Origin of the sequence: Bacillus sp. AFS029637, assembly GCF_002584985.1 — a bacterium.
GTDB lineage: Bacteria > Bacillota > Bacilli > Bacillales > Bacillaceae_G > Bacillus_A.
Map to the genome: position 1 here is coordinate 1 of NZ_NUPZ01000014.1, position 19,975 is coordinate 19,975.

The 19,975-nt window shown below is 36.9% G+C and carries 18 protein-coding genes; 5 read left to right on the plus strand and 13 right to left on the minus strand.

Annotation, left to right across the window (positions count from 1 at the left end; all coding sequences use genetic code 11):
• The 3 genes from COE49_RS05580 to COE49_RS05590 form a co-directional block, all read right to left on the minus strand.
• The coding region (locus COE49_RS05580; protein ID WP_141556613.1) for a collagen binding domain-containing protein at window positions 1–1,383 on the minus strand (1,383 nt) is incomplete at its 3' end.
• 1,588 nt (window positions 1,384–2,971) lie between these two features.
• Window positions 2,972–4,642 carry an arginine--tRNA ligase gene (gene argS / locus COE49_RS05585; protein WP_088231942.1) on the minus strand — a complete coding sequence of 557 codons (1,671 nt, stop codon included), beginning with the start codon at window positions 4,640–4,642 and terminating at the stop codon, window positions 2,972–2,974.
• Window positions 4,642–5,079 (minus strand): YwiB family protein, encoded by a 438-nt coding sequence (locus COE49_RS05590; protein ID WP_000744345.1) that lies wholly within the window; start codon window positions 5,077–5,079, stop codon window positions 4,642–4,644. Before COE49_RS05590 ends, argS begins: the two co-directional genes overlap by 1 nt.
• Window positions 5,080–5,227: 148 nt before the next feature.
• On the opposite strand from COE49_RS05590, the gene COE49_RS05595 reads away from it, so the two are divergent.
• The gene (locus tag COE49_RS05595; RefSeq protein ID WP_098252842.1) at window positions 5,228–6,268 is read left to right on the plus strand and encodes a S66 family peptidase; all 1,041 of its coding nucleotides are present in this window, start codon (window positions 5,228–5,230) and stop codon (window positions 6,266–6,268) included.
• Window positions 6,269–6,293: 25 nt separating this feature from the next.
• Here the strand turns inward: COE49_RS05595 and COE49_RS05600 are convergent, their stop codons facing one another.
• Window positions 6,294–6,656 carry a YxeA family protein gene (locus COE49_RS05600; protein ID WP_088231940.1) on the minus strand — a complete coding sequence of 121 codons (363 nt, stop codon included), beginning with the start codon at window positions 6,654–6,656 and terminating at the stop codon, window positions 6,294–6,296.
• A 234-nt stretch (window positions 6,657–6,890) separates the two neighbouring features.
• Between COE49_RS05600 and COE49_RS05605 the strand changes: the two genes are divergently transcribed.
• Window positions 6,891–7,928: a PTS sugar transporter subunit IIC gene (locus COE49_RS05605; RefSeq protein ID WP_098252843.1), complete on the plus strand. Its 1,038-nt coding sequence runs from the start codon at window positions 6,891–6,893 to the stop codon at window positions 7,926–7,928.
• Between the two features lie 154 nt (window positions 7,929–8,082).
• Here COE49_RS05605 and speB read toward each other — a convergent pair whose 3' ends face one another.
• The 4 genes from speB to COE49_RS05625 form a co-directional block, all read right to left on the minus strand.
• A complete protein-coding gene (gene speB, locus COE49_RS05610; RefSeq protein WP_048528013.1) occupies window positions 8,083–8,955 on the minus strand; it encodes an agmatinase in 873 nt (290 codons plus the stop codon).
• Window positions 8,956–9,173: 218 nt separating this feature from the next.
• Window positions 9,174–10,001 (minus strand): polyamine aminopropyltransferase, encoded by an 828-nt coding sequence (gene speE, locus COE49_RS05615; RefSeq protein ID WP_088231938.1) that lies wholly within the window; start codon window positions 9,999–10,001, stop codon window positions 9,174–9,176.
• 186 nt (window positions 10,002–10,187) lie between these two features.
• Window positions 10,188–11,351 (minus strand): MFS transporter, encoded by a 1,164-nt coding sequence (locus COE49_RS05620; protein WP_088231937.1) that lies wholly within the window; start codon window positions 11,349–11,351, stop codon window positions 10,188–10,190.
• Between the two features lie 5 nt (window positions 11,352–11,356).
• Window positions 11,357–11,764 (minus strand): MerR family transcriptional regulator, encoded by a 408-nt coding sequence (locus COE49_RS05625; protein WP_000276563.1) that lies wholly within the window; start codon window positions 11,762–11,764, stop codon window positions 11,357–11,359.
• A 152-nt stretch (window positions 11,765–11,916) separates the two neighbouring features.
• Here COE49_RS05625 and COE49_RS05630 point away from each other — a divergent pair, with 152 nt between their 5' ends.
• Together COE49_RS05630 and COE49_RS05635 are read left to right on the plus strand one after the other, a co-directional pair.
• A complete protein-coding gene (locus COE49_RS05630; RefSeq protein WP_088231935.1) occupies window positions 11,917–12,642 on the plus strand; it encodes a glycerophosphodiester phosphodiesterase in 726 nt (241 codons plus the stop codon).
• A 101-nt stretch (window positions 12,643–12,743) separates the two neighbouring features.
• Window positions 12,744–14,795 carry a transglycosylase domain-containing protein gene (locus tag COE49_RS05635; protein WP_088231934.1) on the plus strand — a complete coding sequence of 684 codons (2,052 nt, stop codon included), beginning with the start codon at window positions 12,744–12,746 and terminating at the stop codon, window positions 14,793–14,795.
• A 223-nt stretch (window positions 14,796–15,018) separates the two neighbouring features.
• Here COE49_RS05635 and COE49_RS05645 read toward each other — a convergent pair whose 3' ends face one another.
• Window positions 15,019–15,528, minus strand: coding sequence for a YwhD family protein (locus COE49_RS05645; protein ID WP_088231932.1), 510 nt, complete (start codon window positions 15,526–15,528; stop codon window positions 15,019–15,021).
• Window positions 15,529–15,553: 25 nt separating this feature from the next.
• The gene (locus tag COE49_RS05650) at window positions 15,554–16,228 is read right to left on the minus strand and encodes a site-2 protease family protein (protein ID WP_088231931.1); all 675 of its coding nucleotides are present in this window, start codon (window positions 16,226–16,228) and stop codon (window positions 15,554–15,556) included.
• Between the two features lie 112 nt (window positions 16,229–16,340).
• Here COE49_RS05650 and COE49_RS05655 point away from each other — a divergent pair, with 112 nt between their 5' ends.
• Window positions 16,341–16,526 (plus strand): 2-hydroxymuconate tautomerase, encoded by a 186-nt coding sequence (locus tag COE49_RS05655; RefSeq protein ID WP_001147171.1) that lies wholly within the window; start codon window positions 16,341–16,343, stop codon window positions 16,524–16,526.
• 39 nt (window positions 16,527–16,565) lie between these two features.
• Here the strand turns inward: COE49_RS05655 and COE49_RS05660 are convergent, their stop codons facing one another.
• The 3 genes from COE49_RS05660 to COE49_RS05670 all read right to left on the minus strand — a co-directional run bounded on the left by COE49_RS05660 (window position 16,566) and on the right by COE49_RS05670 (window position 19,969).
• Window positions 16,566–17,870 (minus strand): HD domain-containing protein, encoded by a 1,305-nt coding sequence (locus COE49_RS05660; protein ID WP_088231930.1) that lies wholly within the window; start codon window positions 17,868–17,870, stop codon window positions 16,566–16,568.
• A gap of 146 nt (window positions 17,871–18,016) precedes the next feature.
• Window positions 18,017–18,964, minus strand: a complete 948-nt coding sequence (locus COE49_RS05665; protein ID WP_088231929.1) for an ABC transporter substrate-binding protein — start codon at window positions 18,962–18,964, stop codon at window positions 18,017–18,019.
• A 192-nt stretch (window positions 18,965–19,156) separates the two neighbouring features.
• Window positions 19,157–19,969, minus strand: coding sequence for an ABC transporter ATP-binding protein (locus COE49_RS05670; protein ID WP_000212059.1), 813 nt, complete (start codon window positions 19,967–19,969; stop codon window positions 19,157–19,159).
• Window positions 19,970–19,975 lie beyond the last annotated feature (6 nt).

Genomic DNA, 19,975 nt, shown 5'->3' on the forward strand with positions numbered 1-19,975 from the left:
ATCAGCCTTCACTTCTTTTGTTTGGAACTCGCTTCCATTTTGAAGCAATTGTACTGTGATACTTTCTGGGCGTTTACCAAACTTGTTGTTGTTGTCTTCCCATATCTTCTTTCCCGAAACAGATGTAGTTTTCACTTTATTCGAAATCGGTAGTTTAATTCCGTTTACAGCATCTAACTTAACTTCGAAACTTACTTTTGCTTGTGGATCAAAATCAATATAGTCTGGAGCTGAAACTTCTTTCACATAATATTTTCCTGGTGTTAAACCCTTGATTTCGATGACACCTTTTTCATCTGTTTTATATAGATCCCCAACTTGTTCACCCGACTCTTTATACAACTCAAATGAAACATTCGGTATGACTTTTTCTTCATCTTTATCAAGGTGCTTAACAATTTTTAGCGTTCCTCTTGGAACCCCTTCAGCACCACCGCCGGCTGTCCTATTTTCAACTGGGTAGCTACCCGATTCAGTAACTGGCTCTTTATTATAAATTTGATAATCAATCGTATAATCATTCTTAAAGAAATCTTGCGCCTTTCCGGCATCCGTTATAGTAGATGTATAAGCAATCGAAAAGGAGGAAAGACTTGCTTTATCCTTATAAAGCACAACTTGAAATGAGTTTTCACCAGTAAAGGTAATCTTTCCATAACCTTTAGATTCAAACTCCTGTAATGATAAGTTTTGACGGCCTAAATAATTATCAATATCTATCCTAAAACTATCTTTATTAAGTATTTGACCTTCTTGTAAATTATCAACTACAACAATATCATCACCTAACTCTTCTTTATTTAAGTTTGCATTTAAGAACCAACGCACCTCACCTGGCTTACCTCTCATATCACCAGTTTTATAAAAAAACGGTCCCTTTCCAGGATCCGTACCACCACCGCTTGTTGGACCGGTAATTATTACAGATTGCTTATCTATATTTGTACCAAAATTGGTTTCAATCTCTTTCTTTTGGTCTTCTCCTACGTTAGCAGCTTGCACGTAAAAGTTTAAATATCCTTTAATATCATCACGTGTATCTACTTTATCATTAAATGTACATACCACAGTACCTGAATTGACTGTACAAGTACCATAATCACCTAAATTAAACTGTGTATTCAACCCTATTAATTCTGGGGGCAGTGTTAATGTTAGTGTATCTCCTGGCTTCAGCCTAACTCCATCTTTTTCACTGAAATTTACAGTCACTTTAGTCTCTTGTCCAGTATAAAGATCTGTTTTATCAATCTTAATACTATCCACAAGTCCTACTGTGTTTAGCTCTTTTGCATTTGCTACTATAGGTAGCAAACTCTGACCTATAGTAAACATGAAAATCATTATAATCGAAAAAATTGAAGTAATTCTTTTTAAATGCATACTTTATGTTTTCCTCCTATAAAATTAAAAATAGATTCTGGTACAAACATACTATGACAAAGATTCTATTATTCAATGTCATTAAGCTATTTTACTTAAATATTTTTGATAGCTATTATCATCTTTTTCTCTTTTTTCAACCCTTCTATTGCTTAGAAACCTGAAGTTTGAAGTCCGAAGTATGACTTTTATATAGATTCATCTCATTTCTCCGACATGTCTAAACTACGTTATTTCTGGTCTATACTGTTTAACAAGAACAGATACAGGACAGGACAAATTTTGATAAAGAAATTCGAATTACAAATACGTATGAATGGACCATAGAATAACTTCAAAGTCAAAAGAAGATAACTCAAAAAGCAATCACGATAAAACTCATGACAGTCATTCGTCTTATTATGCTGTAAAACTTTCGGAATTTCTTCAAACCTTTGCAAACGCTCGCTCTATAAAATATAAAAATTTCATTACTGGCAAGTATGAACGCACTACTTCATAGTAACTATGCATTTGGTCAACTTCCTTACTTATCCTCCTAAAGAATAACAAGAAGTGCAATCTATAATTGAATTTAGCATATCAGCCGAAGAATGCTAAAACTGCGAAACATACTTGGATTCTCGTATTCTAAAAGATGTTATTGAAGATGCATTTCTGCCGTTATGAGTTGAGATAAAATTGGCCATAGGTGAAATGTTTGGTGTTTAGTTTCACAACCGACCTACACACCTAAACAAGTGTTCCACCGGCATTATATAATTAAAAATGCCCTGGATGAAGTACTAGTTACCTATGCAAGATGAAAGTTATAATCTCCAAATTTAAAGACAGTGGAATGAATTTGGGAGTAACTAAAAAAGAGTGTGATTGTCGACTGATTTCCTGTAAATCGTATAGAAGTACGTAATTCAGCCTTTTTATTTTTGGAGTATATAAATGCGTTTCGAGAAAAAACAGTTTGCCTAATGAGTTCCATGGCTATTTCGAAGAATTAAAATGAGCTTATATATGATGATAATATCAAAACCGAGAGATTTATATCCTTTCATTATTTTTATCAAATCATGAAAACTTTAATTGTACTATTTTAAACGTAACCCCTAGTTTCTTGACTAGGTTGGAAGTTTCCATGATCAATTACTAATTGTTTAAATACTTGGTTAGATGAATCGTTATTTTAGTATTTGGCCTAGCTGTAACAATAGTTTTTACAACAATCACACCATTTCCCAGTAACTTTCTACCAACTAATAATACATATGCTGATTTCTAGAAATTTTGCTCCCGACAATCCATTATTCTAGAATTCTCCCTAAAAATCAATAGTTAATGTTAGTTTTCTGTTTTCACTTCATCACCATAACATATATTTAGAGTAAAAAACTGAAACAAAAAAAGAGATAGCTTTGCCATCTCTTTTTTTGCCCAGCTTCCCCTCATCAAGTCGTACGTGAGGTTCTCTTCCATACGACTTTTCAACGGTCTGCTTTCTTTGCCATCTCATCAGTCTATAGACTGATGAGATGTTTTTATATCAACTTGTATATCGCTTTTCAACAAAAACAAGCATCTTTTCTTTTGTCTATTACATTTTTTCTGGTGCAGATACTCCTACGATTGCTAATGCGTTTTGAAGTGTAGTGCGTACTGCTTTCATTAACTCGTAACGAGCTTTACTTAATTCTAAGTTATCTTGGTTTAATACTTTTTCTGCATTGTAGAAGCTGTGTAATGTTGCTGCTAATTCAAATGCATAGTTTGTAATACGGTGTGGCAGACGTTTTTGCGCTGCATCCGCAACTACAGCTGGGAATTCACCAAGTTTTTTCAGTAACTCTACTTCTTTCTCAGAAGTAACAAGTTTGTAGTTCACGTCTCCGCCTGTAGCTAATCCTAACTCTTCACCTTGACGAAGGATACTGCATACACGCGCATGTGCGTATTGTGCATAGTATACTGGGTTTTCATTAGATTTTGATACAGCTAAGTCCATATCGAAGTCTAAATGAGAATCACCGCTACGCATTGCGAAGAAGTAACGCATTGCGTCCACGCCCACTTCTTCCATAAGCTCACGAAGTGTAACTGCTTTACCCGTACGTTTACTCATCTTCATTTTTTCACCGTTTTGGTACAGTTGTACCATTTGGATGATTTCTACTTCTAGTGTGTCTTTATCGTAACCAAGCGCTTGAATAGCAGCTTTCATACGAGGAATGTAACCGTGGTGGTCAGCACCCCAAATGTTAATTAACTTATCGAAACCACGCTCTAATTTATCACGGTGATACGCGATATCTGGCGTTAAGTATGTGTAAGAACCGTCGTTTTTAATTAATACACGGTTTTTATCATCACCGTAAGTCATAGAACGGAACCAAGTTGCTCCATCTTCTTCAAAGATCTCGTCGCGCTCTTTTAATACTGCAAGAGCTTGATCAATTTTTCCGTTTTTGTATAATGATGTTTCTGAGAACCATACATCGAACTTAACACGGAAGCTTTCTAAGTCTTTTTGAAGTTTTGCTAGCTCATATTTTAAACCGTACTCACGGTAGAATTCATAGCTTTCTTTCTCATCAGCTTTTGCATAACGATCGCCAAACTCTTCAGCTAAACGTTTACCGATTCCAATGATGTCCGCACCATGGTATCCGTCTTCTGGCATTTCTTTCTCTAGTCCTAAGGCTTGCATGTAACGAGCTTCAACAGAAAGAGCTAAATTATGAATTTGGTTACCAGCGTCATTAATGTAGTACTCACGAGATACATCGTATCCTGCTTTTGCTAATAGGTTACATAATGTGTCACCTACTGCTGCACCACGTGCATGTCCTAAGTGAAGGTCACCTGTTGGATTCGCAGATACGAACTCAACTTGTACTTTTTCACCTTTACCAGTATTCGTTTCACCATAAGCTTCACCAGCGTTAACGATTGTTGGGATTAAGTCTGTTAAGTAACTGTTATCCATGTAGAAGTTAATGAAACCAGGACCTGCGATTTCAATTTTTTCAATAGAAGCTTTTGCTTTATCGAAGTTTGCAACTAACTCTTCTGCAATCATACGAGGTGCTTTTTTCGCAACACGTGCAAGTTGCATCGCCATATTTGTAGAGAAGTCACCATTTGTTTTATCTTTTGGAGATTCTAATACAACGTTTGAAATCTGTTCTTCTGTCGCTAATTCTGCCTTTAATACAGCAGCTTGAATTTCTTCTTTAATCAATCCTTTTACTTGTTCTAAAGAATTCATTATTTTGCCTCCTTCAAATTAAGTGTAATTGTATATCTGCCAGCTTCTTGTTCACTTAGAAGCAATGCGTACGTTAAGAAGAGTTGTCCTTTTTTCTTTTCATCCGACCATTTAAAAAGAACGTTATCAGTCTTTGTTTGCAATGCAAACGTACCAAGTTCACTCGTATACGTACCAGTTGTCCATTCACCTTTCACATGCGTTTGACGCATCGAAACAGCACCTGAACGCATAATGAGAACTTGTTCATCTTGAATTTTAATAATTGTTTTCACTTCGCCTTGTTCATTCGGCTCTTGGAATGTTACATATGTACCTTGACCTTTTACATAGTATTGACCATTTGCTTCAAAAGCAACGGTTTCCTTCCTCGCCCCTTCACGGATTTCTGTTACGAAATGAACGTGTACCGGCAAGCCTGCAAGTTGTTTCTTCACGTCTTGCACACCTTTCAAATGTTATAGATATTAAATACTACTTATAATAAATCACTTTTCCTATCATATCAAAAAAAGACTCTGTCTGTCTGCTGAAAAATCAGGAAAACTCCTTTTCAAAAAATAATTCACTCTCACTTTATTTCATATGATAAAATATTTTTTAAATCTAAATATTCTTTCTATTAAAGAGGTGAATTGGGTGCTACCAACAAAATTAAAAAAAGGTGATGAAATCAGGGTTATCTCACCCGCTTGTAGTTTAAGTATTGTCTCAAATGAAAACAGGCATCTTGCTATAAAACGATTAACCGACATGGGCTTTCAAGTTACATTCTCAACATATGCTGATGAGATAGATCGTTTCGCTTCCTCCTCTATTTCTTCACGCGTTCAAGACCTCCACGAAGCATTTACAGACCCGAATGTAAAAGCCATTTTGACGACACTTGGAGGATACAACTCTAATGGTTTATTAAAGCATCTCGATTACGATTTAATTCGTGATAATCCAAAGTTTTTCTGTGGTTATTCTGATATTACTGCTTTAAATAACGCCATTTACACAAAAACAGGACTTGTTACGTATTCAGGTCCCCACTTCTCTTCATTCGGCATGGAAAAGGGAATCGATTATACAATTGATTACTTTTTAAAATGCTTAACCTCTGATGAACCTATTGAAATCGTGCCATCTGAAACGTGGAGCGATGACTCGTGGTATGTTGATCAAGAAAATCGAGAATTTATTAAAAATGAAGGATATGTTTCACTTCAAGAAGGGGAAGCGACAGGAGATATTATTGGTGGCAATATGAGCACTTTAAATTTGCTGCAAGGTACACCATACATGCCAAACTTGCGAGATAAATTATTATTTCTTGAAGAAGATAGCCTAACAGGAGCAGCTACTCTTAAAACTTTTGATCGCTATTTACATTCCCTTATGCAACAGCCTGAATTTGAACATGTAAAAGGCATCGTTATAGGAAGAATGCAAAAAGGAGCAAACTGTACAATTGAAGACATACAGGAAATGATTGCTTCAAAACCCGAACTTGCACATATACCTATCATTACAAACGCAAGTTTTGGACATACAACTCCTATTTTCACTTTCCCAATTGGTGGACGTGCAAAAATCATTTCTAACAAAGAAAAGGCATCTATCACTATTTTAACGCACTAAAAAAGGAGCGAATGAGTCGCTCCTTTTATGGTTTTTCTATTTTTTCCAACGCTTTTTGCGGAATTGACTCTTTCGGGATTTCAGCCCACCCTTTTCCTTGCATACCTTTTGCATAAATTTTTATAAAAGCACCTGTATGCAATTCACGGTTCATCATTCTTTTAATAACTTGTAACTTTCCGTCTTCTGTATACCCTTTAAATGTATATAAATACTCATCATCTTTTTTCTCGCCTTTATTTATAACTGCATAATAATCTTGTATTTCTTTATTTGAAAAGAAGTTGTCTACAAAAGCATGTACACCTTCTGTTTTTGTGTTTAAATAATATGCTGTTCCCCCTAAAATGATGGCAAATACAGCTAAAACTTTAATTACCAATTTCATACCTAAGCCTCCTGTTTGCACTTCTTTCTCGCTAACCATATGTCTATACCTGTATTATACGAAAAAAAGCATACTATACTCTATCGAAATGTCTTACACTTCCCTTACATTGTTGTAAGGATTTCTCACCTTACAGCAGTGTAAGGGCAAAAAGGTTTTCCGTTTCATGAACTTTTATATTATTATTGAATGATACGAATTTTCATCCCAAAAATCAAAGGAGACAGTTTTCAAATGGCTATCTTGCAAGGTTTAGCACTATTACTTGTTGTACTGTGTCTATTTACACTTTTTAGTTACCGTGCTCCTTATGGAATGAAGGCAATGGGTGCTTTAGCTAATGCAGCAATCGCAAGTTTTCTTATTGAAGCATTTCATCGTTATATCGGTGGAGAAATGTTTCATAATGACTTCTTAAAATCAGTAGGAGAGGCTTCTGGTAGTATGAGCGGTGTCGCAGCAGCGATTTTAGTAGCATTAGCAATTGGTGTTTCACCCGTATACGCTGTTTTAATCGGTATCGCTACTAGTGGATTCGGTATTTTACCAGGATTTTTCGCTGGATACGTTTGTGCATTCATCGTGAAATTTCTCGAAAAGAAATTACCAGCTGGTGTAGAATTTTTAGCAATTTTATTTATTGCCGCACCAATCTCACGCGGAATGGCCATGCTTATGGATCCGCTCGTTAACGCAACACTCGTTAAAATCGGTTCTATGATTTCAGTTGCAACTACAGAAAGTCCTATCATTATGGGTATTATGCTTGGTGGATTGATAACAGTTATTTCTACCTCCCCATTAAGTTCTATGGCACTAACTGCCATGCTTGGATTAACAGGTTTACCAATGGCAATTGGTAGTCTTGCCGTAGCAGCTTCAGCCCCAATGAACTTTATTTTCTTTAAACGACTAAAAATTTGTTCAAAGAAAGATACAATTGCTGTAGCAATCGAGCCTTTAACACAAGCTGATGTAGTCTCAGCAAATCCAATTCCAATTTATGCGACAAACTTCGTTGGCGGTGCACTTGCCGGCATTATTACATCGCTATTCCAGCTCGTTAATAATGCGCCAGGAACAGCATCACCTATTCCAGGACTTCTTGTCTTATTCGGATTTAATGACGTTATAAAAGTAACGATCGCTGCTGTACTATGTGGAATCGTTACCACTACTGTCGGATATATCGGATCAATTCTGTTCCGCAAATATCCAATTCGTTCTGCTGATGAAATTCGCGGAGTTACTTCGGAAGAAAAAGTTGCATAATAAAAAGAGCTATTCTCATTGTTTGAGAATAGCTCTTTTTGATGTTACGTGACAGCTAGAATCTTCGGCCATTTCACACTCTCGGCCTGCGCCAAAAGCGCTTCTCGGTCGAGCGTTCCAATGACCTGCGATTCTGGGCGAGCCGCTTCCGCTTTTATTTTACCCAGCCGAGCAGCATTTCCCGCACGAATTTGCTTGCTGCGACTGGCGTTTGGTCACTATGGTCGTAGACAGGAGCTACTTCTACTAAGTCTGCTCCAACTACATTTATATTTGAATTTGCAATTGCCACGATGGAATCTAATAATTCTTTAGATGTGATACCGCCAGCTTCTAACGTTCCTGTTCCTGGAGCGTGAGCTGGGTCTAATACGTCAATGTCAATTGTGACATAGACTGGGCGTCCTGCAAGTTTCGGTAATACTTCTTTTAACGGTTCTAATACGTCAAATTTGTATAAGTTCATACCTACTTCTTTTGCCCATTCAAATTCTTCCTTCATTCCAGAACGAATTCCGAAAGAATATACGTTTTCCGGACCAATTAAATCACACACTTTACGAATTGGTGTAGAGTGGGATAAAGGCTCCCCTTCATACGATTCACGTAAATCAGTATGAGCATCCATGTGGATGATTGCTAAATCCGGATATTTTTTTGCCATTGCCTTAAAAATTGGCCAAGACACTAAGTGCTCACCGCCGAGACCTAGTGGAAACTTACCGGCATCTAAAAGTTTTGATACATACTCTTCAATCATGTCTAAACTGCGTTGTGCGTTTCCGAATGGTAATGGGATATCACCCGCATCAAAATATTTTACCTCTTCTAGTTCACGATCTAAATATGGACTATATTCTTCAAGACCGATTGATACTTCACGAATACGTGCAGGGCCAAAGCGAGATCCTGGACGGTAACTTACTGTCCAATCCATAGGCATCCCGTAAATAACTACCTTTGACTCTTCAAAACTTGGATGACTTTTAATAAATACTTTACCTGAATAAGCTTCATCAAAACGCATATTCTTTTCCTCCTTATGTGGAACTTAAGGTATCCCAACCTTTCACTATTTCTCAAATTTGGAGCGAATCGCTCCTCTTTCTCGATTTACCGGGTCTTCTGTTTTATAACAAGAAGACGATTTTCTTTACAGAAGTGTAAGTAGCTAGCATGTTCAAGTCTTCTGGACAAACACCTTAAATGAGCTACTTACACTTTATTTGTTCCGTGCGATTTCTCTTACTTAATTAGATCGCCAACAAATTTCGGTAATGCGAACGCTGCATTGTGCAATTCTTTTGTGTAGTATTTCGTTTCAATTTCGTGGAAACGCTCTTCACTAATTTCTAATGGATCGTGTTTTTTAGATCCGATTGTGAATGTCCAAAGCCCACTTGGGTATGTCGGAATGTTTGCTGTGTATAAACGAGTAATTGGGAAAATCTCTTTTACATCTTTAAACACAGTTGTAATTAATTCTGGTGTGAACCAAGGGTTGTCCGTTTGTGCAACGAAAATACCATCTTCTTTTAACGCTTTTGAAATTCCAGCGTAGAAGCCTTTTGTAAATAGGTTTACTGCTGGTCCTACTGGTTCAGTAGAATCTACCATAATTACGTCATATTCATTTTCGCTTTCTGCGATGTGTAGGAAACCGTCTCCTACTTTCACTTCTACACGCTCATTGTCTAATGCGCCTGCAATTGATGGTAAGTACTGTTTAGAGTACTCGATTACTTTCCCATCAATCTCAACAAGAGTTGCTTTCTTTACGCTTGGGTGTTTTAACACTTCACGAATAACACCACCATCACCACCACCTACAACTAAAACGTTTTCAGGGTTTGGATGTGTAAATAAAGGTACGTGCGCTACCATTTCATGATAAACGAACTCGTCTTTTTCTGTCGTCATAACCATGCCGTCTAAAATAAGCATGTTTCCGAACTCTTCCGTTTCAACCATATCAAGTTTTTGGAATTCTGTTTGCTCCGTATGTAATGTGCGGTTAATACGCGCAGTAATTCCAAAATGTTTTGTTTGTTTTTCAGTGAACCATAGTTCCATCGTACAATCACGCCTTTCAATGCAAATTTATAATAGGGACATCATTAATGTCCCCTAACAAAAATAAAACAAAACATCCAAAATGTATAGTTAAAAGTATAAAAATACCGAAAATATATTTTAGTCAGAGCGTTCTAACATATATATGAAAAAGGATTGTCCTGTAATAGGAAAGAAAACCCTTTCTTAAGAAAGGGCCTTTTTCTCTACTTCCACCGGTTTACGAATTGGAATTAAAATCATAATACAACCAACTAATACAACAATTCCACCGACTAAAAACGGGCTTTGCGGTGAAACTGTGTGCCCGATAATTCCTGATAAAATAGGAGCAATCGCGCCTCCTAACCAACGAACGAAGTTATAAACACCTGATGTAATAGATCTTTCATAAGGTGAAATATCCATTACATAACTTGTAAATAACGCGTTATTTAATCCTGATGCTAATCCAGATAGAACGATTAACACGATTTGTAACCACATAATTTTCACGAAGAATAGCGCAATTAATAACATCGCAAATACGAGTAAACTACCCTTTAATACTGTTTTCGGTTCATATTTACCTTCTAGCTTATGCGCTAAAATTGCTGATCCGTAAGCTAGCGCTAATCCCCATCCACAAAATACAAAACCTAATTGAATGGCAGATAAATGCATAATAAGTGGTGAATATGCTAAAACAACGAAAAATCCATAGTAATATAACATCCCTGAAATGGCACCTTGCATAAATGGTTTATATTTCACCAGGTTAAGTAATTCACCCATGCCCGCTGCTTTACGCTTCACTTTTCGCTCTGGTTCTTTTACAAAAAAGAAAACTAAAATAAATGCTAAGAAAATTAAAATACTCGTTGCGAAAAATGGGTAACGCCAAGAATGTCCACCTAATATACCACCTAATAACGGTCCGCCTGCCATCCCTAAACCGATAGCTGCTTCATATAATCCTACTGCTTCATGAACTTCTTTACTTAATGCAATTAATAATGTCATCGCCGTTGCGAAGAACATCGCATTTCCTAATCCCCACCCTGCGCGGAAAATAGATAATTGAGCAATCGTTTGCGACATACCACATATAAAAGCAAATACAGTTACAATCGCAAGACCAATTGTCATCATTCGTTTATCACCAAATCTCGATGCAAATATTCCAGCTGGTAACATCATAATTGCCATCGTTAAAATATATGCTGTAAATAACATCTCGACTTGCCAATGCGAGGCACCAATTTGTTCAGCAATACTTGGTAAAATCGGATCGACTACCCCTATACCAGAAAAGGCAAGGAAGGTAGCGATCACTGTAATCAATCTCCCTAATTTTTGTTTGCTCTCCATTTTGATTACTCTCCTTTTGTACTATCTAAAAATGTCACTGCACGATGTAAGCTATCCTCGAGCTCCGCCTTCACGCGCTGCATTTGCTCCATTTTCTCGTCTAACGTTTGCACTTGTTTTGCAAGCATCTCTTTAATTTCTTGAATCACTTCGCGATCACGAGGATTCTCGCTATTTCTTCTTTGTTCCATTCTTTCTTTTAACGATAAGAAGTGTTGCATTTCTTGAAGTGTAATTCCAAGTACTTCTTTCGCTTCTACAATCCTTTTAATTCTTGCAATATCCTCATCTGTATACAGACGAATGTTCCCCTCACTACGCTCCGGAGGATGAATTAAACCAATTTCCTCATAATAACGAAGTGTACGTTTTGTTAAACCAACTTGTTTTGTTACTTCGTCGATTTTATACATGTTTATTCCTCCCTTCACCCGGCTATTACATTTTACGTTAACGTTAACTTTTATGCAACTGTTAGGAATTTGTAAATATTTTCCCTGTTCAATTGTGTTTTTCCCCAGGCAGTTTCATAATGAAAGAAAAGAGATGATAAGGAGATTTCCGTATGAATAAACCACTTATTTTCGCTCACCGCGGGGTCAAAGGAACACATCCCGAAAATACGATGATTGCCTTCCAAGAAGCTGAACGCATTGGCTCTCATGGAATTGAACTTGATGTCCATCTATCAAAAGATGGTGAACTTGTCGTGATTCACGATGAAACAGTGGACCGCACAACAAATGGCGTAGGACTTGTTTCCGAGAAAACTGTAGAAGAATTACAAGCTTTAGATGCCGGTAGCTTTAAAGATCCTTCTTTCCATGAAGCGAAAATTCCAACGTTACGAGAAGTATTTATTTGGCTCTCTACAACAAATTTACAACTTAACATTGAACTAAAAACGGATGTGATTCACTATCCAGCTATCGAAGAAAAAGTTGTTGCTCTTGTTCGAGAATATCATCTATCTAATCAAATTATATTCTCATCATTTAACCACGACTCAGTTTCATTATTAGCAGAAATTGCGCCTGAAATTCCAAGAGCGATTTTGTACGATACACCACTTGCAGATCCTATTGCTGAAGCAAAAAAACGAGAAGCAACTGGGTTACATCCAAACTTTCAATTATTAACTAAGGAGTTTGTTCAATTCGCACAGGGACAAGGATATGTTTTTCGCCCTTACACTATTAACGAATACAAAGATTTACAAACTATGATTGATTATGGTATAGATGTCATCATTACCGATTGGCCAGCGCGTGCTTTTGAGCTCCTTTCTTAATGGAAGGAGCTTTTTTATTTTCGAAATTTCATTGTTTAAAATAACGCAAAACCCTCAATACTAATACAATAACGCTTGTATTAATGAGGGGCTGAAAAAAGATGGATCAAACTATGAATCCAAAACTTAAAAAATATAAACGTCTTTTCTTCACCGCAATGTTTTCTTGCGTCCTTTTCTTCGTTTTTTCTTTTTTTGTTATTCTTATAGTTGCAAAAATTATGGGACCTCCCCCTGTTGCAGTTCCGCAAACAAGTGTCTTTTATGCTAATGATGACACTGTTATAGGACAAAGTAATGAAATACAGAAACGCTACAATGTCTCTCTGAATGACATTTCTCCTTATGTAAAAGAAGCGACACTTTCTATAGAAGACCAAAGATTTTATAAACACCACGGCTTCGATATGAAACGTATTGCTGGTGCAATTGTCGCTGATTTAAAAGCGATGGCAAAGGTACAAGGAGCTAGTACGATTACACAACAATACGCACGTAATCTATATTTAGATCATGATAAAACGTGGAAGCGAAAACTATTAGAAGCAATGTACACTGTCCGCCTTGAAGTGAATTATAATAAAAATCATATTTTAGAAGGATATTTAAATACAATTTATTACGGACATGGTGCTTACGGTATCGAAGCGGCATCCCGTCTATATTTCGATAAAACAGCAAAAGAATTAACATTAGCAGAAGCTAGTATGCTTGCCGGTATCCCGAAAGGACCTAGCGTCTATTCTCCATTCTTAAAAGAAGAACGTGCGAAAGGACGACAATCTCTTATATTAGATGAAATGGTGGAACAAGGATATATTACGAAGCAACAAGCAGCTTCAGCAAAAAAAGAACCGCTGACTTTCGGCTCATTAGATACAAAAAAAGTAGCTGAAGTAGCACCTTATTTCCAAGATGCTGTACAAGCTTCTCTTCTACGTGATATCGGACTAGATGAACAAGCTTTACAGCGAGGCGGCTTACGTATTTATACAACGCTAGATCCTAAATTACAATCTGTAGCAGAGCAAGCCGTAAAAGATCATATCCCTGACACAACGAGCATACAAACTGCTCTTGTCTCTATGAACCCAAAAACGGGTGAAGTGGCCGCTCTCGTTGGTGGTACTGATTATAATACGAGTCAATTTAACAGGGCTACACAAGCTGCTCGTCAGCCCGGCTCTACGTTTAAGCCATTCCTATATTATGCGGCATTAGAACGAGGATTCACCCCTGCTACGCGTTTAAAAAGCGAATACACTGTATTCACTTTAGGTGACGGTGTTTCAAAGTATAGACCAAAAAACTATAAAAACTATTATGCAGACGATTTTGTAACGATGGCACAGGCCCTTGCAGTATCTGATAACGTATATGCTGTAAAAACCAATTTGTTTTTAGGAGAAGATATACTCACAAAAACGGCAAAACAATTTGGAATTACTAGCGCATTAAAAGATGTGCCTTCTCTAGCTCTCGGTACATCTCCAGTAAAACCCCTTGAAATGGTAAACGCTTATAGCATGTTTGCCAATGGTGGAAAAGAAGTAAAACCTACCTTTATTCGCCGCATTATGGATCATGAAGGAAACATACTATACGATGCTCATTTAGAGAGCAAACAAGTTCTCGATAAAAGCAAGGCGTTTGTGATGGAAGAAATGATGACGGGTATGTTTAATAAAAACCTAAGTAGTTATGCCGCCGTAACCGGCCAATCGATGCTATCAAAGCTATCAAGAACATATGCCGGGAAGTCTGGTTCTACAGAAACAGATAGTTGGATGATTGGGTTCACTCCGCAGCTCGTCACTGGCGTATGGGTTGGATACGATCAACCTAAATCGATTTCAAATGTAGCAGAACAAGGATATGCGAAAAAAATATGGACCGATACGATGGAAAAGGGGTTAGACGGCCAACCTAAAAAAGGATTTAAACAACCAAGCGATGTCGTAGCAGTTAATATCAACCCAGAAAACGGAAAAATCGCTACAAAAAACTGTCCAATTTCAGTTAAAATGTATTTCGCAAAAGGAACCGAGCCGACTGAATATTGTATGGATCATGTTGATGATAAAGAGGAATTTGAAAAAACCAGTGAAGAAAAGACAAAAACAAGCTGGTGGAAAAAGTACCTTCCTTGGTGAAATATGAGGCTATTCCAATGAAATGCGGAATGGCTTTCTATTGTCACTCTTTGTCGGTAAATCGATATTCCTTGTCGAAGCGTCGATATATCAAAAAAATCGTTGATATATTTTAAGTTATGATAGATATATTCGAAAAATCGTCGATATATTTTCATACAACAAACCAAAATAAAAAGGATGTCACCTAGTCAGCAAGCGACTAGTGAGACATCCTTTTCTTTTATTCACCTAATAATGCACGGCGCAATTCTTCACTAGATTCGTTCCAAATCGCTTCATTATGTTCTTTCAAGAACGTACCAAGTACCTTTTTGGAAGATTCGTCCATATGGTCAACCATAATATGACGCTTCAATGACTTATCCATTTTGTTTACATGCTCTGGAAGTGATTTATATCCGCGGCGAATTTCACGGTCAACTGTCATTTCACAAGCTGTTACACCTGCATAATAGGCACCTGTTGCCGTTCTTTCAATCGTCACCCAAACAAGCCAAAATGGTTTTCCGTTTGGAACTTCATCTTTATTTGTTAAAAACTTAATCCCTTTTTCTACTGTACTACGCGCATGCATCGCACCGATATCAACGAACGCATTTTTTTCTAATACATCGACAAATACAGGTGAAATATTTTCTAAGCTTAATGCCCCAACGCCAAATCCACCATGTCCATCTGTTGAATCATTCTTTACGATATTAAAACCGATTTTTTTCTTTTTCTCAGTCATATGTAACTTCCTCCTCGCTTAATGATTATAAAAGCCCAAAAATAGGCGCAATGATATTTTGTAAAAATACTAATACATATGGAATAACAACATTAAAAATAGGCTGAATTGTGTAATTGCTAAGCGGTGTAATAACAAGAATTAATAACGCAATTGCTCCATATTTTTCATACTGTGTCATTTTCGCACGAATATTTGCTGGTGCTAAATCTTCCACTACGCGATACCCATCAAGTGGCGGAATCGGTAATAAGTTGAATACAAGTAAAACAATGTTAAGCCCGATGAAAATCTGGAAGAATTTAGCTAGTGTCTCTCCCACTGCGAGCGGAATGGCATCTAACACACCAAATGTTATTAAGCTATACCAAATAATTAAACCAATTGCACTTAAGATAAGATTACTTATCGGTCCCGCAATCGAAACTAATATTCCCGCAAGACGCGGTCTTTTAAAGTTATATGGGTTAACTGGTACTGGTCTTGCCCAACCGAATCCAAGAATTAATACAGCAATCATCCCGATAGGGTCTAAGTGAGCCATCGGCGATAATGTTAAACGGCCTTGTCTCTTTGCTGTATCGTCTCCAAATTTATATGCAACATATGCATGCGCAAATTCATGCACTGACAACGCAATAATAATTGCCATTGCTACTAACGGGATTTCTTGCAATGGATATCTAAATAACTGATCCATACTCCATCTCCTCTTCAATATGTCCAAAAAAGAAAATATTTGTTTTTTCGATTGTTCTTCCCCATAATCCGCTATAATAAGAGTGTAACTTACATAAAAGGAGCGATTGTACATGCCATACGTAACAGTGAAAATGCTAGAAGGACGCACAGAGGAACAAAAGAAAGCTCTTGCTGAGAAAGTAACAGCAGCAGTAAGCGAAACAACTGGTGCTCCAGAAGAAAACATCGTTGTTTTCATCGAAGAAATGTCTAAAAACCATTATGCAGTTGGTGGAAAACGCTTAAGCGACAAATAATTTCAAGTTCTTTCATAAGAAGCAGCCATTAGCTGCTTCTTATTTCTTTCCCTCTAACAACTCGATAATTCTCTCTTTATATTTTCCTTTTCTTCCATCTTCATAGATTAAATCATGTGGATAGAATAATTTTTGATCCGTTCGCTTCTTACCTGTAATCGCCTCAACAATATCTGATTCGCGTGATAGCTCTCTAAGCTCCCCATTCGGCATAAGAAGTAAGATTGGTAGGCGCTCCTCTTCTTCTCCAGCACGATAAAAGTCATATGGTAAGTCTGATGTTGAATCAACAACTAAATAATACTCTGGATCGAGCCCAATCTTTTTAAATAAGCTACTTAATTCCATCCAATTATCTAAACCATGCTTATCCGTAAACTCTACATATTTAAATAGATTTCGGTTCATAAAACGGCGACATAAATCACTTAAAATTGGATCCTCTTCGTCTTGCCATACTTGGAAGTAATAATACATAACGTTCTCGTCTAGCTTTAAATAATCCTCTACTGTTACTTCTTCTTCAAATAAAGAATAGAAATGAACAGGGTGATGTTTAAACGTGTAATACTTCTCGTGCAATGATTTCGCACGGTGTAAAATCTTTGTTAAAATAACTTCTGCACTACGCGTTACTGGATGGAAATATACTTGCCAATACATTTGATAACGGCTCATAATATAATGCTCTACAGCATGCATACCACTATTTTTAATGACAACTTGATTCCCGTACGGTCGCATTACGCGCAGTATACGCTCCATATCAAAGTTCCCATACTTTACACCAGTAAAATATGCATCTCTTAATAAATAATCCATACGATCTGCATCGATCTGGCTTGAAATCATACTAATCGCTAATTTATTAGTAGATGTTTTCGCAATGACATCTGCTACCTTTTGCGGGAAATCCTTATCAACACGGCTTAACACACGATTAATTTCCGTATCACCAACGATAATCCTTTGCGTAAATTTCTCATGATCTAACGAAAATACTTTTTCAAACGAGTGAGAAAATGGGCCGTGTCCGACATCATGAAGTAATGCCGCACATAAACATAATAATCTATCTTCAGCATTCCAATTTGGTCTGCCATCAAACACATCATCAATCATACGACGAATAATTTCATATACACCTAACGAATGAGTAAAGCGACTATGCTCTGCACCGTGAAATGTAAAAAAAGTCGTTCCAAGCTGCTTAATACGGCGCAAGCGTTGAAATTCTTTCGTTCCGATTAAATCCCAAATAACGCGATCACGCACGTGCACATATTTATGTACTGGGTCTTTAAACACTTTTGTTTCGCTGAGTTTGTCGTTTAAATATACCACTTTTCGACATCCCCCTTTCCTTACTGCATTCTTACTATATATTATAAACGAAATAGGAAACAGAAAGAAATGAAAGACTATATTAATTCCCTTTACAAAAAGAAAAAATCACCTTTACCGAAGCAAAAGTGATTTTTTGTTATACATTATTTTCCTAAAACAAACTCAGCAACTTCGTCTAAGATCATTTCTTTACCTAGTGGGAAGTAACCTTTGTTTAAGTCTTCATTTTTAATTGTAAATACGTGGTTGTTTTTAACAGCGTTCATGTTTTTCCAAATTGATTCTTCTTGGAATTCTTTTAAGCGTTGAGAACCATCACCAGTTGTAAATACAAATAGGTAATCCGGATTGTAATCGATTAAAGCTTCTTTTTGTACTTGTACTAGCGGTTTGTCAGTTGGTGTGCCTTTAACTGCTGGTAATTTTAAATCATTAAAGATTACGCTACCGTAACCGTAGTCACCGTATACACGGAAAGCATTTGGATATGCAGCCATTTTCATGAATGTTGCATCACCAGTTTTAGCGATGATTTTGTCATGTAATTTGCTTGCTTTTTCATCATACTGTTTGAACCATTCTTCTGTTTCTTTTTCTTTACCGAAGATTTGACCTACTTCTTCGAATTTTGGACGCCATTGATCTAATGGAGTTTTTAACATAACTGTTGGTGCAATTTTAGATAATTGATCATAAATCTTTTCTTGACGATTGTTTACAAGAATTAAGTCTGGTTTTGCAGCAGCTACTGCTTCGATGTTAATTTTATCGCCCCAAGCAGAGCCAACTGGTGTTACACCTTCTAATTTTTTCGCGATATGTCCATCAATTTTTTCTTGAGTTGTATTTGCAGTAATAATTGGCTTCATACCGAAGATTAATAATTCTTCTGTTGAACCACTAAGGTCAGCAATTTTCTTTGGGTTTGCAGGAATTTTAATTTCCCCTTTTGCATGTTGTACAGTGCGTTCTTCAATCTTCGCATCCTTCGCATCTGCTTTCTTTTCTTCTTCTTTGTTAGAACAAGCTGCAAATAGTACAGAAGTAACCACTAGTACCATTGCTAATAGTGCCATTTTAAAATTCTTCATGTTCCCACTCCTTCTCGCTGTATTTCTCTTATAAGTTACAGTGAACTATAAGAAACAACTTAACAATTAATTAATATATATTTATTAATCGTTGTTTATAACCCGTTTTAACGGGCGTTCAACTTCCTATTTCATTAATAAGAAGCTCAACGTCCATTAAAAGCCCCCCCCCTCTTAAAGAGGGGGTTCTACTTATGCTTTTTTACGCAATTGATTATTAATCATCGCTAAATCATATGTTAAACAAATCGGTTTACAGTTTACTGGACACGGAACGATTTGAGCTTCAATCTCAAATACACTGCGAAGTGTTTCACTTGTCATAACCTCATCTGGCGTTCCTTGTTTCATTAACTTACCTGCTTTTAATGCAATCATATGATCAGAGAAACGAGAAGCATGGTTTAAATCATGGATAACCATAACGATCGTTCTGCCTTCTTCTTGGTTTAACTTTTTCAGTAAGTTTAATACTTCAAGTTGATGAGCCATATCTAAGTATGTTGTTGGTTCATCTAACACGAGTAAATCCGTTCCTTGTGCAAGAGCCATCGCAATCCATACACGTTGACGCTGACCACCGGATAGGGCTTCTGCTGGGCGATTCGCGAATTCTGTCATTCCCGTCACTTCAAGTGCCCAATGAATGTAGCGATAATCCTCTTCTTTCAATGTCCCAAATCCCTTTTGATGAGGGAAACGTCCATAGGAAACAAGTTCAAATACAGTAAGACCTGTTGGCACTTCTGCAGTTTGTGGTAAAATCGCCATTTTCTTTGCGATTTCTTTCGTTGGCTGTTTCTCAATTGCTTTTCCGTCAAGATAAACAGTACCTTTTTTTGCTTTCAAAATACGAGAAGCTGTTTTTAATAATGTGGACTTCCCACAACCATTTGGTCCAATAATCGTCGTAATTTTCCCTTCTGGAATTTCAACTGTTAATCCATCAATAATTAACCCTTCGTTATAGCCAACAGATACCGCATCAACTGCTAAAGTTGCCATGCAAAA